Source organism: Actinobacillus seminis (assembly GCF_002263215.1).
Taxonomy (GTDB): Bacteria; Pseudomonadota; Gammaproteobacteria; order Enterobacterales; family Pasteurellaceae; genus Actinobacillus_B; species Actinobacillus_B seminis.
Window position 1 is genome coordinate 228,129 of the sequence record NZ_NLFK01000003.1, and the last position, 14,577, is coordinate 242,705.

Genomic DNA, 14,577 nt, shown 5'->3' on the forward strand with positions numbered 1-14,577 from the left:
AAAAAATAGAAAACATCATTTTTGAATATAAATCAGCAATGAAAAGGAAAACCTAACGTACGTTAGATAGGATTATTTGAATCCAAATTATTCTTGGAACAAAGCAAGGCAAATGAGAAGCATGAACGATGAGATGGTTTCATGATATGTCTAGTACGGCGAATATGCGCCATAAGTGAAAGACCCTTACCGGGATTATACTCTCTAGTATAATTATGCACTAACATAAAATCCTCCAAACTTTATGCCACGTTACTGTTTAACGGTGGATACATTTTGATACCGGATTAATATGATGTCAATAGCTAAATAATAAAAAAGATATTAAAAAAAAAAAAAAAAGCATTTTATTATCACTTCGTTTTCTGAGCTGATTTAAATATAGAAAATAAAAAGTAGCGCAACATCACCAAAATGTAAGCACAAATTTCATTTGACTGCAATCGCTCACAAACATACAATAATGATTATCATTATTAAATAAATCATAAAAGAGAAGTACAATACCAATGAAATTAGAGAAGAGATTAATCGTTCCAACTCTTTTTATCAGCATTATCTCCTCCTTTTCGGAGGCACATAATGAAGGAAAAAAAACTAATAAAATTCAACTAGATCCTATCAATGTAATTATTGCTGACGATACAGTCATTTATGATGAAAATTTATTAAAGTCCTATGTTAATACCGGCTCCTACTCTTATCTTACTAAATCGGATATTGCCACTTTTCGAGGTAGTTCTGTTGGTGATTTTCTTTCAGGTGTACCCGGGGTCATTGTAGGAAATAAACGTAATAGTGGCGCATTGTCTATAAATATTAGAGGGATAGCAAATGAAAATCGAATCCCTGTCTATGTGGATAATGGGCTACAATCCGTCCCCTCTTGGCAGGGTTATGCCGGCTCATCAAGCCGAACTTATTTAGATCCGGATTTTATTAGTCAAATAGAAATAGAAAAAGGTCCATCTTTAGCCGCAGATGCAACGGGTGCGATTGGAGGGGTGGTTCGTATTAATACACTTGGTTGGAAAGATATTATTTCCAATGACAAAAACTGGGGAATTTTGCTTAGATTAGGAACCATGACTAACACTATCTCACCACCGACACATTATACTAAAGGCGGTTACCAAACCCGATATATTAGTGAATGTATTAGTAATGAATCGGGGTTATGCCAAGTACAAACACATTCTCCTAATGCCCGCTACGCACATTCTCCTCATTTAGATCTTAATAGCTATAACTATAGTGTTGCCATTGCCAATAAATGGGAAAATGGTGATGTTGTTTTTGCTTACGCAAAGCGAAAACAAGGCAACTATTTTGTCGGTCGTCATGGACAAACACCTAAAATTGATAAAATTAAAACTGAAGATGATTATGTTGAAATAAACGAAGAATACGAAAAAATTAAATCCTCAACGGTGTACTTTAAGAAAAATCGCAGTACATTATACCGAGCAGGTGAAGAGGCATTAAACTCTTCACAAAATAACCGGTCTTATTTAGCAAAAGCAAATTTTTATAATGAGAATCACAAATTTAGCTTGTCCTATAGCCGTTACCAAAGTAAATTTGGCGAAATTATGAGCTCGATTTTGGGTTTTCGAGCCAATGGTGCATTGCAAGGAGAAGGAACAGAAATTAAGGTAGATCGTTACAATATCAATTACCAATACAATCCGAGCACAGCTTACATAAACCTAAATCTAAATGCCTATTATACCAAAAGTGATTCCTCAAACTTCACACCGTTAATTGAAGAATTTGGCTATTCACTTTCAAGTCGCCATGCTCATTTTTTAATATCGAGACAAAAAGGCATCAGCTTTGACAATACCGGTATTATCCAAATCAATGATAGACCTCTAACCTTGAAATATGGTATAGCACATAATTACGAGAGAATTTATCAACCTCGTCAAGCTCAAGCTCGTGTCAGAGCAAAAGGTTATCCTGAAAATGCGATTGCTCCACTTTATATCCGTGATGGAAAACGCACAGAAACAAGCAGTTTCATCAACATAAATTATTCGCTAATAGATTGGCTAAAAATTGATACCGGAATTCGTTATTTTTACTCAAAAACTTATGATTATGTAGTAAGAGAAGAAAAAAATTATATTAAAAATAAAATCACCAAAGATGCGGCAGGCGGAGTAATATATACACCTGTTTATGAAACAATAGTACATAAACAAGCTCCTATCACAAATAAAGGATTTTCACCAGTTGTGATGTTAAGCGCTGATATTGCAAAAGGGACTACCGTTTACGCAAAATACGCCCAAGCATTACGTTCGCCTAGCTTATTCCAAGCGACTAAAGGATGGAGTATGCAAAATACCAATGATAATTTGGAACAGCTGAAGCCTGAACGAGCCAAAAACTGGGAAATTGGTATTAGCGGTGTATATGAAAATATAGGGAAACAAGATAATATCTTGGGCATAAAGCTTGTCTATTTTAATAATACCATTGATGATTATCTAACCCGCAGCTTTGATCGTAATAGCGGAAAAACACAAACAATCAATTTAAAAAATGCCAAATATGAAGGTTTTGAGTTCTCAGCATATTATGATATGAGAAAATTTTATGCAAAACTTAGCAGCTCTTATTACACTAAAACTCGTTTTTGCTTAACTTCTGAACAAAGAGGTGACCAAGATGCACAATGCTATAACGGTTATATCTATGGCAGTAATGTAAATAATACAATTCCTCCTAAAATCAACCTATACTTAACCTTAGGTTCACGTTGGCTAGATGAAAAATTAGATATAGGGACTCGCTATAGTTATTACAGTAAACGTATTACTCCTGTACTGAATGATACGACGTCAAGTATTGACTGGTCACCTTATACTTTAGTTGATTTATATGCCAATTACGATGTATCAAACCGCCTACGATTAACGATGACTCTGGATAATTTATTTAATCGTTATTATTTGGATGTCAATAATATGGGACTAAATACTGCACCGGGAAGAACCCTACATTTAGGATTGGAATACAAATTCTAACTAACCTATAGCGTCTGTTCCGGATGTTGTATAAATACCTGTTTTTGAAAAAATACTTTCAGATACAGGTATTTATACTATTTGGTATAGGCGGCAATTTAAATCTCTTTAAATCGTTTTATAGAAGTTAATAAAAGATCAGTAATAGCCTATTACAAACTCAAATGTAAATCCTGTAATGAATACACTTCACAATGATCAATACTTTTAACCCCCTCAGCTATCGCTTCACCACCGGCTAATGTCGTTTGAATAAATACCCTTTGCTGTAATGCACTGTGGCGAATAGCATGTCCGTCCGTGACAGTTTCTTGCAATTGCCCCAGAGTATTAATGATCATGGCAATTTCACCGTTTTTAATCACATCAACAATATGTGGACGACCTTCGCGCACCTTATTGATAATTTGTGCAGTAATTCCGTTCTCCCGTAAAAATCTTGCCGTTCCTAAGGTAGCGCATAAACCATAACCTTGTTCTTGCAATTTCTCAGCAATAGGTAACAGACGCGCTTTATCTTTATCATCAACCGACATAAAAACTTTACCTACTTTTGGAATACGTTCATTCGCACCTAATTGCGATTTTAAGTAGGCTTCAGAGAAAGTACGTCCCACCCCCATCACCTCACCGGTAGAACGCATTTCAGGACCTAACACGGTATCCACCCCCGGGAATTTAATAAACGGGAATACTGCCTCTTTGACTGAATAAAAGTGCGGTATGATTTCGCCATGAATGCCTTGCTCTTGCAAGCTGAATCCCGCCATTACCCGCGCCGCAATTTTCGCCAAAGATCTGCCGGTGGCTTTACTCACAAAGGGAACAGTTCGGCTGGCCCGCGGATTGACTTCCAATACATAAATCACATTTTCTTGTACCGCAAATTGAACGTTCATCAATCCAATCACATTCAACGCTTTCGCCATTTCCGCCGTTTGGCGGCGAATTTCATCTTGAATAGATTGACTTAATGAATACGGTGGTAAAGAACAAGCGGAGTCGCCACTGTGAATACCGGCTTGTTCAATATGCTGCATAATTCCGCCAATAATCACGTCTTTGCCATCACAAATACAATCAACGTCTACCTCAATGGCATTGTTTAAGAAATGATCCAACAAAATCGGGCTATCGTCTGAAACCTGTACTGCTTCGCGCATATATTTATTCAATTCATCCACATTATACACGATTTGCATAGCGCGACCGCCCAAGACATAAGATGGACGCACCACCAACGGATAACCTACCTCTTCTGCCAACTGCACCGCTTCTTGCGCATTGTGTGCCGTCCGGTTATTCGGTTGTTTTAGCCCAAGATCTTGCAAGATTTTTTGGAAACGTTCACGATCTTCTGCCGCATCAATGCTATCTGCGGAAGTACCGATAATATTGACTCCGTTTTCATGCAACGCATTCGCCAGTTTTAATGGCGTTTGACCGCCATAATGCACAATGACGCCATCAGGTTTTTCAATGTGAATAATTTCCAACACATCTTCTAAGGTCAAGGGTTCAAAATACAAACGATCGGAGGTATCAAAATCGGTAGAAACAGTTTCCGGATTACAGTTCACCATAATGGTTTCAAAGCCGCTTTCACGCAACGCCAATGCCGCATGAACACAGCAATAATCGAACTCAATCCCTTGTCCGATACGGTTAGGACCGCCGCCTAAAATCATAATTTTTTGCTTATCACTCGGGCGACTTTCGCATTCTTCTTCATAACAAGAATACAAATAAGCGGTATCCGACGTAAATTCGCCGGCGCAGGTATCTACCCGTTTATATACCGGATGTAAATTTAATAAATGACGTTTATTTCTGACCGCGCTTTCGCCCGCTTTGGTTAATTGACCGATACGTTTATCGGAAAAACCTTTGCGTTTTAAGCGGCGCAATTCGGCATAATCCAACTCATCTAAACTACGTTTTTCCAGAGCCAATTCTTCTTGTACCAAATCTTGGATTTGAATTAAGAACCAAGGATCAATTTTAGAATAATGGTACACTTCTTCCAAACTAAAACCGGCACCAAACGCATCCGCCACATAAAGAATGCGATTCGGTCCCGGATTGCCTAATTCAGTACGAATTTTTTCCGGTTCTTCCGACAATAAATTAAAGCCACAAATACCGGTTTCCAAACCACGCAAGGCTTTTTGCAAACTTTCTTGGAAAGTTCTACCCATTGCCATTACTTCGCCCACAGATTTCATTTGAGTCGTCAAACGATCGTCAGCTTTCGGGAATTTTTCAAAGGCGAAACGTGGCACCTTGGTCACAACATAATCAATAGAGGGTTCAAATGATGCCGGAATTAACCCGCCAGTAATATCATTGCGCAATTCATTTAAGGTATAACCTACCGCCAATTTCGCAGCAACTTTAGCAATTGGGAAACCGGTCGCTTTAGATGCCAACGCCGAAGAACGACTCACACGCGGGTTCATTTCGATCACGATCATTTCGCCATTTTCCGGGTTAACCGCAAATTGCACATTTGCCCCACCGGTATCCACACCGATTTCGCGCAACACCGCAAGCGAAGCGTTACGCATAATTTGATATTCTTTATCTGTCAAGGTTTGTGCAGGCGCCACGGTAATGGAGTCTCCGGTATGCACGCCCATTGGATCAAAGTTTTCAATTGAACACACGATAATACAATTATCCGCTTTATCGCGCACCACTTCCATTTCATACTCTTTCCAACCCAGCACAGATTGCTCAATCAATAATTCATGGGTTGGCGAGGCTTCAAAACCGCGTTCACAAATTGCATAAAATTCATCTTTGTTATAAGCAATCCCGCCACCGGAACCGCCCATAGTGAAAGACGGACGAATTAGCGTTGGAAAGCCCACTTGTTCTTGCGCTATCCAAGCTTCTTCAAAGCTATGCGCCACAAACGATTTCGGCGTAAACAAGCCAATTTTGGTCATTGCCTCTTTAAAACGTCCGCGATCTTCCGCTTTATCAATGGCATCTTCTGTCGCACCAATTAATTCCACATTATATTTTTTCAACACCCCATTTTGGGATAAATCCAGCGCACAATTCAGCGCAGTTTGTCCGCCCATGGTTGGCAAAATCGCGTCCGGACGTTCTTTTTCAATGATTTTTTCGACGGTTTGCCATTGAATTGGTTCAATATAGGTCACATCCGCCATATTCGGATCGGTCATAATGGTTGCCGGGTTGGAATTCACCAACACCACTTTATAACCTTCTTCACGCAGTGCTTTACATGCCTGCGCACCCGAATAATCAAATTCGCATGCCTGCCCGATAACAATCGGACCTGCCCCAATAATTAAAATCGTGTTTATATCTGTACGTTTTGGCATTTTTTATATCTCTTTAAAATTCGTTCAATTATAACCGCACTTTTGAACTCTTATGGCGAGCATCCCCGCCCTACATCCGCTTACCTATCATTGGCAAGCTGACATTGCACCGAAAAATTAGCTGAATTTCGACCGCACTTTTGATAAGTTACTCCACCCAAGTCTCTCCGTCAAAAAACCTTAAACTTTGGCTTTGCGGAGTTCATCAACAAATTTATCAAACAAATACGCCACATCATTCGGTCCCGGACTTGCTTCCGGGTGACCTTGGAAAGAAAACGCCGATTGATTTGTTAATTCAATACCTTGCACAGAATTATCAAACAAAGAGCGGTGCGTTATTTTCACGTTTTGCGGCAAGCTGTGTTCATCGACTTCAAATCCGTGGTTTTGGCTGGTAATCATCACTTTTTGGGTTGACAAATCTTGTACCGGATGGTTAGCTCCATGGTGACCGAATGCCATTTTTTTTGTTTTCCCGCCGCTTGCCAAGCCGAGTAATTGATGCCCCAAACAAATACCGAAAATCGGTTTTTGGCTCAATAATAATTTTTGAATTGCCTCAATCGCATAATGGCAAGGTTCCGGATCGCCCGGTCCGTTGGAAAGGAAAATACCGTCCGGATTTAACGCCAACACCGCATCCGCAGAGGTTTTCGCCGGTACGACAGTAACGCGACAACCGCGCTGTGCCAACATTCTTAAAATATTGCGTTTAACCCCGAAATCATAAGCCACTACATGATATTGCGAGTTGGCTTGCGCCACATAACCCTTGCCTAATTGCCATTCCTCATCTTTCCATTGATACAATTCTTTGCAAGTTACTTCTTGCGCTAAATCTTTGCCCGCCATTGAACCGAAACTTTTTGCCATTTCCAAGGCTTTTGCCTCATCCACTTCACCGGTCATAATACAACCGGCTTGTGCGCCTTTATCGCGCAAAATACGGGTTAAACGACGCGTATCAATATCCGCAATCGCCACGACATTATGTTGTTTAAGATAATTGCTTAAACCGGCATTTGAACGGAAATTGCTGTGTAACAAGGGTAAATCCCGAATAATTAACCCTGAGGCATACACATTGCTGCTTTCAAAATCTTCATCGTTGGTACCGGTATTGCCGATATGAGGATAAGTCAAGGTGACGAGTTGTTGATAATAAGAAGGGTCCGTTAAAATTTCTTGATAACCCGTCATTGAGGTATTAAATACGACTTCACCGATGGTATAACCCTCGGCACCGATCGATCTGCCACGAAAAACAGAACCGTCGGCTAAAACTAGAATTGCCTGTTCAGACATAAAAACTCCTTGCCGGTCGAACACTTACGAATGCTCATTAACCCACAAATTTAATTCAATTTTCCACCGCACTTTTCCATTTTAGAGAAAAAATAAATTAAATTGCACTGATAATATCACTTTAGAAGTGATGCACACTATTCTAAGGAACAATTATCTATGAAGCAAGTAAAATCGCAAATGTTAAAATGATTATTTATTTAAATATTCTGCATAAATAATCATAAAATTGCAAGTGTTTTATCTTTCGTCACTGAATTATTTTGTAGTTCCGTTGTAACTTGCTACAATGAACAAAAGTTAATAAGGAATACTTAAGGATTCAAATGAAAAAAAGCAAATCTGTCTCCGCCTTGCTGCTTTGCGCCTTACTTTTAAGTGGCTGCGCGACCATTGATGCGCAAACCGGTGAACGCAAAGATCCGTTGGAAAGATTTAACCGTACTATGTGGAATTTCAACTATAACGTTGCCGACCCTTATATTTTTCAACCGATTGCTACCGGATGGAAAGAATATGTACCGCAACCGATAAAAAACGGTTTGACCAATGTTGCCAATAACTTAGACGAACCGGCAAGTTTTGTAAACCGCTTATTGGAGGGTGAATTCCAAAAAGCCATGGTACATTTAAACCGTTTCTGGATTAACAGTATCTTTGGACTAGGCGGTTTAATTGACGTAGCAAGTCATAGCGATCCACTAAAAATTGAAAATAACCGTCGCTTTGGTGATACCTTGGGCAGCTACGGTGTAGAAACCGGATCTTATGTGATGCTACCATTTTACGGACCGGCAACCCCGCGTCAGGATATTGGTAATTTAGTCGATCTGACTTATCCTATGTACTCTCTATTAGGTCCTTGGGGACTGCTCAAATATGGCGTACAAAGCATAGATAAACGTGCAAATGCCTTAGGTAAAGAAGCCTTATTGGATCAAGCGCAAGATCCTTACGCTACATTCCGCGAAGCTTACTTGCAAGGCTTGGAGTATCGTGTTAATGACGGTAAATCCAAAGCGGTACAAGAAACTCTTTCACAAGATGAACTTAACGATATAGATTAATGATAGGAAGTAACTATGGAAATGACCTCAACACAACGCCTTATTTTGGCAAATCAATACAAATTGATGAGCTTATTGGATCCAACCAACACTCAAAAATATCAACGTTTGGAAACCATTGTTAAAGGTGGGTTCGGTTTAGAGCTGAAAGAATTGGATAAAGATTTTTCTGATATTTCAGAAACGGAATGTCGTATTGTATTGGATACATTAGAAATGTACCATGCATTACAAGTGTCTTATAACAACCTTGCTGACAAATCCGCATTAAATGCACACCGCTTACAATTTGCCGGCTACTGCGCGGTTCGCGAGAAAAAATATTTAAATTATTTACGTTTTATCACCGGCGAAGGCAGCAAATATCAAGAATTTATGCGCTGTGCTCACGGTTGTGACTCACAAACCCCAATGTGGGATAAATATTTAAAAATGCTTGATGTATGGCGTAGTTGCCCACATGAATACCACTTAAGCATGGCTGAAATTCAAAAAATCATCAACGCTTAATACAAAATGTCCTCCTCGATCTTGTATCAGCAGAGGACATTTTGTTTCTGACTCTCTTCGATACCTAAACAAAAAAGCGGAAAAACCCGCTCTTTTGCTATGATAGAAAATCACACAATCACAATATTCGCGATCGTATAGCCAACCAAACACGCCACAACAACACCAATCAACCCAGGCACCATAAAACTGTGGTTAAAGTAGTATTTACCAATTTTTGTCGTACCGGTGACATCAAAGTTTACCGTGGCAATATCTGACGGATAGTTAGGAATAAAGAAGTAAGCATATGTCGCTGGAATTAAACCGATAAGTACCGGCGCCGGCAATCCTAAACTTATCCCAACAGGTAACATCATGACCGCCGTTGCCGCTTGGCTGTTAATAACGACAGATACCGCAAATAGCGCAAAGGCAAAGGTCCATGGATAATGTTCTACCATTGAGGTAACCGCAGTTCTAAATTCCGGCATAGCATATTGGAAGTAAGTATCACTCATCCATGCAATACCAAAAATTGCGACACACGCTACCATTCCCGACTTAAATACTACGCCATTCGGCACACTTTGCGGATTGGTTTTGGTCGCAATTAGAATAATACCGCCAAAGCATAGCATCATCATTTGGATAATAAAGGACATTGAAATTGGTTTCACCGCTTTTCCGTCAACCGTTTCACCTATAGTACGGATTTCTGGTAACATAGCAATCACAACAACCGTAATCAAAGAAAGAACGAATAAATAAACCGCTAATTTAGCCGATCTTGGCAATTCATCATTTAAAGATGTGGCAGTAGTATTTAAAATACGATCACGCCATACGGGATCTTGTAAACGTCTTTGATATTCCGGATCATCTTCCAACTCTTTACCGCGACGTAAGCTATAAAGTGCCATTGCTATAGTACCGATAAAGGTGGCAGGAACGGTGACGGAAATGATATTTAATAAAGTGATATGTTCATAACCCGGAATTTGAGTAATTTGTGTTAAATAATACGCAATTGCGGCAGAAAGCGGGCTTGACGTAATCGCTAATTGGGATGACACAGAGGAAACCGCCATTGGACGTTCCGGACGAATTTTATTTTTTAACGCAATATCGCCGATAATTGGCATAACAGAATAAACGGAGTGTCCCGTTCCCAGCATAAAGGTCATCAAATAAGTCACAATGGGTCCAAGAATCGTCACTCGTTTCGGATTACTACGTAAAATACGTTCAGCAATTTGCAACATATATTTTAAACCGCCTGCCGCTTCAAGTACGGAAGCACAAGTAACCACCGCTAAGATAACGAGCATGACGTCAATCGGCGCTTTTCCCAAAGGCATACGCAAAACAAAAACTTCGATCGCCAACCCGATACCGGACACAACCCCCAGCCCGATACCGCCATAGCGGCTACCGGTATATAGCATCAATAATAGAAATAAAAACTCCAAATACAGCATATAAAATCCCTCAAAAGTGTTAATTAGATATGGGTATATTACTGCATCTTAAATTTTATACAATCATTTAAATTTATTTAATTAATAAAAAAACGTTCTAGATCAATTTTTGCGGATATTCAAAAAAGGAAGAAAGGAAAAAATTTGACAAAGAAAGGAAAAAACAAGTTTTAGCTTAGCCTTTCAGATAAAATTAGGGCAGCGACGAAACGCTGCCCGGACAAAATTATTGGTTATTTTGAACGTAATCAATTGCTGATTGAACAGTGGTAATTTTTTCAGCTTCTTCATCAGGAATTTCAATATCAAATTCTTCTTCTAAAGCCATGACCAATTCAACAGTGTCTAAAGAATCTGCACCAAGATCTTCTACGAAAGAAGCTTCTGATTTAACATCTTCTTCTTTAACACCTAATTGTTCAACAATAATTTTTTTTACGCGTTCTTCAATGCTCATTTTGCTTTTTCCTATTATAGTTAGCGATAAAATAATACCCTCATAGTGTATGTATTTTTAAAAAAGTTGCAACTTATTTTTACAAGGTCTAACCACACCCTAATAAAATCAAATACATACTTTTAAAATAAGTTACGTTATTCTGCTAACGTAACAGCCAACGCAACCCAGTTACATTACCCGATGGATTCTATCATTAACCCTCTCCTTTGGCTATGATTTTTTCGCCTAAGAAGACACCACCGCAATGAAGATATTGCGTTTGATTAAGTATGATTTGTTTAGTCGGCAATGATAATATCACCGCCAAACAATCTTTCGCCAGTTGCTCCCTTTTTCAGCAGTTAATTCAACATCTAACGGAGAAAGCAACGAACAACTCAAATATTGCGGAATACTCTCTAATTGCTCACCGTAAACACCAAATTTTTGTAAGGCAATTGTAGTAGCAGTTTTTCGCCGATTTCCCGTTTTTCCCATTGCTCTTAAAATCTCAACACGCAACAATGTACTATACGACCGAGGGTAGAGTGCAAACGCTCCACCGTTAATTCATTATCCGTTAGAACTGTATAACGTTTTTTAGGCTGTTCCGGATAATTATGAATAAGATCAAAAAAAGGAGCTAATTAGCTCCTTTTAGGTTTTAGGAGTAGATATTACCCTTTGTTATGGCATATACATTCCGCCATTGACATGTAATGTCGTCCCGGTAATATAAGCCGCATCATCCGAGGCTAAAAATGCCACTGCTTTTGCAATTTCCGTCGGAGCGCCCAAACGCCCGGCAGGCACATTGGCTAAAATTCCACTTTTTTGCTCCTCAGTTAATACATCCGTCATATCTGTTGCAATAAAGCCCGGCGCGATCACGTTCACTGTAATCCCGCGCGAAGCAACTTCTTTAGCAAGCGCTTTACTAAAACCAATTAGCCCCGCTTTTGCAGCACAATAATTCGCCTGTCCCGGATTACCCATAGCCCCTACCACAGAACCAATAGTAATAATACGACCAAAACGTTTTTTCATCATGCTGCGCAACATTGCTTTAGACAGACGATAGACGGAAGTTAAATTGGTCTGTAGAATATCAAACCATTCATCATCTTTCATACGCATTAAGAGATTATCACGTGTAATCCCGGCGTTATTAACCAAAATATCAATATCGCCAAATTCCGCTTTGATTTTTTCCAATGTGCTTTCGATTGATTGCTCATCAGCAACATTTAATACGAAACCTTTCCCTTTTTCGCCCAAATACGCCGAAATGCTCTCTGCGCCTTTCTCTGAGGTTGCCGTCCCAAGCACAAATGCCCCTTTTGCGACTAACTCTTCAGCAATAGCTCGTCCAATACCGCGCGTTGCGCCAGTTACTAATGCGATTTTACCTTGCATTCTCATCTCCAAAAAAACAATAATGAAACAAAAGGATGATTCCTGCCATCCTTCAAGATTAAGCTAATAATTCTTTTACTGCATCCAATGACTTCACGTCATTTACTGCGCCCGCTGAAAGCGTTTTGACAATACGCCCTGTAAGTCCGGTCAAAACTTTACCCGGTCCGATTTCGACTAACAGTTCAACTCCCTCTTTCGCCATTTTTTCAACAGTTTCTGTCCAACGCACAGGGTTATAAAGTTGGCGTATAAGCGCGGTACGAATTTCATCAGTTTCGCACGTAGCTTTCACATCCACATTATTGATCACCGCAATTTGTGGCATTTTCAGGGTAATATTTTCCAAAGCAACCGCCAATTGATCCGCCGCCGGTTTCATCAATGCACAATGAGAAGGCACACTCACTGACAAAGGCAAGGCACGTTTTGCGCCCGCTTCTTTACAAACCGCCGCTGCACGTTCTACTGCCGCTTTACTACCGGCGATCACCACTTGCCCCGGCGAATTAAAATTCACCGCAGAAACCACTTCGCCTTGTGCCGCTTGCGCACAAGCATCAATAATACTTTCATTATCCAAACCGATAATCGCATACATTGCACCCATGCCTTCAGGCACCGCTTGTTGCATCAATTTACCACGCAATTCAACTAATTTCACTGCATCTTGGAAATCCAAGACACCAGCGCAAACCAATGCCGAATACTCACCTAAACTATGCCCCGCCATCACACTTGGCAACCAATCAGGGTATTGTTGTTGCCACACACGATAAATCGCTACTGAAGCAGTTAAAAGTGCGGGTTGCGTTTGCCATGTTTTATTTAACTCTTCTGCCGGTCCTTGTTGCACCAATTGCCATAAATCATAGCCTAATACCTCAGAAGCCTGTTTAAAGGTTTCTTCCACCGGCGGAAATTGACCTGCCAACTCCGCCAACATCCCGACAGATTGTGATCCTTGCCCCGGAAAGACCATTGCGAATTTTTTCATCATCTCACTCTCTATATTTTATTTCTTCAAACTATTAAAACCTAATTAACGCGGATCCCCAAGTCCAACCACCGCCAAAACCTTCCAATAAAAGCAATTGACCACGCTGAATACGCCCGTCACGCACCGCTTCGTCCAAAGCCACCGGAATACTTGCCGCACTGGTATTACCATAACGATCCAAAGTGACTACCACACGCGACATATCCATTTCTAATTTTTTCGCAGTACCTGCAATAATCCGCAAATTCGCTTGATGTGGTATCAACCAATCAATTTCTGATTTATCCAAATGATTGGCAGCAAGGGTTTCTTCTACCACACTCGCTAATTCACGCACCGCCAGTTTAAAGGTTTCATTACCTTGCATATGAATAAAACCCGATTGCCGATCGCCCTGTTCCGTATTTGGTAATGACAAGAGATTCTGTTGATCCGCGCTTGCGTGTAAATGGGTTGAAATAATGCCTTCTTGCTCAGATGCCTGTAAAATCACCGCTCCGGCGCCATCACCAAATAAAATTACGGTACTACGATCGGTTTCATCTAAATGGCGAGAATTCAAATCCGCGCCGATAACCAATGCGTTTTTCACTTTACCGGTACGAATAAATTGATCCGCTACACTCAACGCATACACAAATCCGGTACAAGCCGCCGCCAAATCAAAAGAAATCGCGTCCTCAATATTCAACAACCCCTGAATTTGACAAGCCGCACTCGGATAAGCATGAGAATTTGTGGTGGTCGCTACCAAAATTAAATCAATCGTATTTGCATCAATTTGCGCCGCCTTAAAACATTTTTTAGCTGCGTCAACGCCCATAGTCACAACGGTTTCGTTTTCTTCTGCAATACGACGCTCTTTAATACCGGAACGGGTGACAATCCACTCGTCAGAGGTTTCCACCATCTTCTCTAAATCGGCATTGGTTCTAATTTTTGTCGGGACATAACTCCCCGTGGCTAATATTCTACTGTACATACTG

Annotated in this window: 11 protein-coding genes and 1 pseudogene; 3 read left to right on the top strand and 9 right to left on the bottom strand. The window is 40.1% G+C overall.

Annotated elements, in window-relative coordinates; genetic code table 11:
* Positions 1-62: 62 nt before the first annotated feature.
* Positions 63-227: a leader peptide SpeFL gene (gene speFL / locus CFY87_RS12440; RefSeq protein ID WP_094946074.1), complete on the bottom strand. Its 165-nt coding sequence runs from the start codon at positions 225-227 to the stop codon at positions 63-65.
* A 282-nt stretch (positions 228-509) separates the two neighbouring features.
* On the opposite strand from speFL, the gene CFY87_RS04580 reads away from it, so the two are divergent.
* Positions 510-3,035, top strand: coding sequence for a TonB-dependent receptor domain-containing protein (locus tag CFY87_RS04580; RefSeq protein ID WP_094946075.1), 2,526 nt, complete (start codon positions 510-512; stop codon positions 3,033-3,035).
* A gap of 152 nt (positions 3,036-3,187) precedes the next feature.
* Here CFY87_RS04580 and carB read toward each other — a convergent pair whose 3' ends face one another.
* Both carB and carA read right to left on the bottom strand, forming a co-directional pair.
* Positions 3,188-6,391: a carbamoyl-phosphate synthase large subunit gene (gene carB, locus CFY87_RS04585; RefSeq protein WP_094946076.1), complete on the bottom strand. Its 3,204-nt coding sequence runs from the start codon at positions 6,389-6,391 to the stop codon at positions 3,188-3,190.
* Between the two features lie 180 nt (positions 6,392-6,571).
* Positions 6,572-7,699: a glutamine-hydrolyzing carbamoyl-phosphate synthase small subunit gene (gene carA / locus CFY87_RS04590; protein WP_094946077.1), complete on the bottom strand. Its 1,128-nt coding sequence runs from the start codon at positions 7,697-7,699 to the stop codon at positions 6,572-6,574.
* A 326-nt stretch (positions 7,700-8,025) separates the two neighbouring features.
* Here carA and CFY87_RS04595 point away from each other — a divergent pair, with 326 nt between their 5' ends.
* Entirely contained in the window at positions 8,026-8,766 is a 741-nt protein-coding gene (locus tag CFY87_RS04595; protein ID WP_094946078.1) for an MlaA family lipoprotein, read from the top strand.
* A 15-nt stretch (positions 8,767-8,781) separates the two neighbouring features.
* Positions 8,782-9,276 (top strand): YfbU family protein, encoded by a 495-nt coding sequence (locus CFY87_RS04600; protein ID WP_094946079.1) that lies wholly within the window; start codon positions 8,782-8,784, stop codon positions 9,274-9,276.
* Positions 9,277-9,386: 110 nt separating this feature from the next.
* On the opposite strand, the gene CFY87_RS04605 is transcribed toward CFY87_RS04600, so the two are convergent.
* The 6 genes and pseudogenes from CFY87_RS04605 to CFY87_RS04630 form a co-directional block, all read right to left on the bottom strand.
* On the bottom strand, positions 9,387-10,736 hold the full coding sequence (locus CFY87_RS04605) for an anaerobic C4-dicarboxylate transporter (protein ID WP_094946080.1): 1,350 nt from the start codon (positions 10,734-10,736) through the stop codon (positions 9,387-9,389).
* Between the two features lie 226 nt (positions 10,737-10,962).
* A complete protein-coding gene (gene acpP / locus CFY87_RS04610) occupies positions 10,963-11,193 on the bottom strand; it encodes an acyl carrier protein (protein WP_005627318.1) in 231 nt (76 codons plus the stop codon).
* A gap of 196 nt (positions 11,194-11,389) precedes the next feature.
* Positions 11,390-11,678: pseudogene (gene hybE / locus CFY87_RS12680) on the bottom strand ([NiFe]-hydrogenase assembly chaperone HybE); the annotation flags it as partial.
* A gap of 184 nt (positions 11,679-11,862) precedes the next feature.
* The gene (gene fabG, locus CFY87_RS04620) at positions 11,863-12,591 is read right to left on the bottom strand and encodes a 3-oxoacyl-ACP reductase FabG (RefSeq protein ID WP_094946082.1); all 729 of its coding nucleotides are present in this window, start codon (positions 12,589-12,591) and stop codon (positions 11,863-11,865) included.
* A 58-nt stretch (positions 12,592-12,649) separates the two neighbouring features.
* Positions 12,650-13,588 (bottom strand): ACP S-malonyltransferase, encoded by a 939-nt coding sequence (gene fabD, locus CFY87_RS04625; RefSeq protein ID WP_094946111.1) that lies wholly within the window; start codon positions 13,586-13,588, stop codon positions 12,650-12,652.
* A 34-nt stretch (positions 13,589-13,622) separates the two neighbouring features.
* Positions 13,623-14,573 carry a beta-ketoacyl-ACP synthase III gene (locus CFY87_RS04630; RefSeq protein ID WP_094946083.1) on the bottom strand — a complete coding sequence of 317 codons (951 nt, stop codon included), beginning with the start codon at positions 14,571-14,573 and terminating at the stop codon, positions 13,623-13,625.
* Positions 14,574-14,577: the final 4 nt, after the last annotated feature.

Coding starts and splice junctions, on each gene's coding strand:
- CFY87_RS04630 (WP_094946083.1), bottom strand. CDS start 14,573: ATGTACAGTAGAATATTAGCCACGGGGAGTTATGTCCCGACAAAAATT.
- speFL (WP_094946074.1), bottom strand. CDS start 227: ATGTTAGTGCATAATTATACTAGAGAGTATAATCCCGGTAAGGGTCTT.
- CFY87_RS04580 (WP_094946075.1), top strand. CDS start 510: ATGAAATTAGAGAAGAGATTAATCGTTCCAACTCTTTTTATCAGCATT.
- CFY87_RS04595 (WP_094946078.1), top strand. CDS start 8,026: ATGAAAAAAAGCAAATCTGTCTCCGCCTTGCTGCTTTGCGCCTTACTT.
- acpP (WP_005627318.1), bottom strand. CDS start 11,193: ATGAGCATTGAAGAACGCGTAAAAAAAATTATTGTTGAACAATTAGGT.
- carA (WP_094946077.1), bottom strand. CDS start 7,699: ATGTCTGAACAGGCAATTCTAGTTTTAGCCGACGGTTCTGTTTTTCGT.
- fabD (WP_094946111.1), bottom strand. CDS start 13,588: ATGAAAAAATTCGCAATGGTCTTTCCGGGGCAAGGATCACAATCTGTC.
- CFY87_RS04605 (WP_094946080.1), bottom strand. CDS start 10,736: ATGCTGTATTTGGAGTTTTTATTTCTATTATTGATGCTATATACCGGT.
- CFY87_RS04600 (WP_094946079.1), top strand. CDS start 8,782: ATGGAAATGACCTCAACACAACGCCTTATTTTGGCAAATCAATACAAA.
- carB (WP_094946076.1), bottom strand. CDS start 6,391: ATGCCAAAACGTACAGATATAAACACGATTTTAATTATTGGGGCAGGT.
- fabG (WP_094946082.1), bottom strand. CDS start 12,591: ATGCAAGGTAAAATCGCATTAGTAACTGGCGCAACGCGCGGTATTGGA.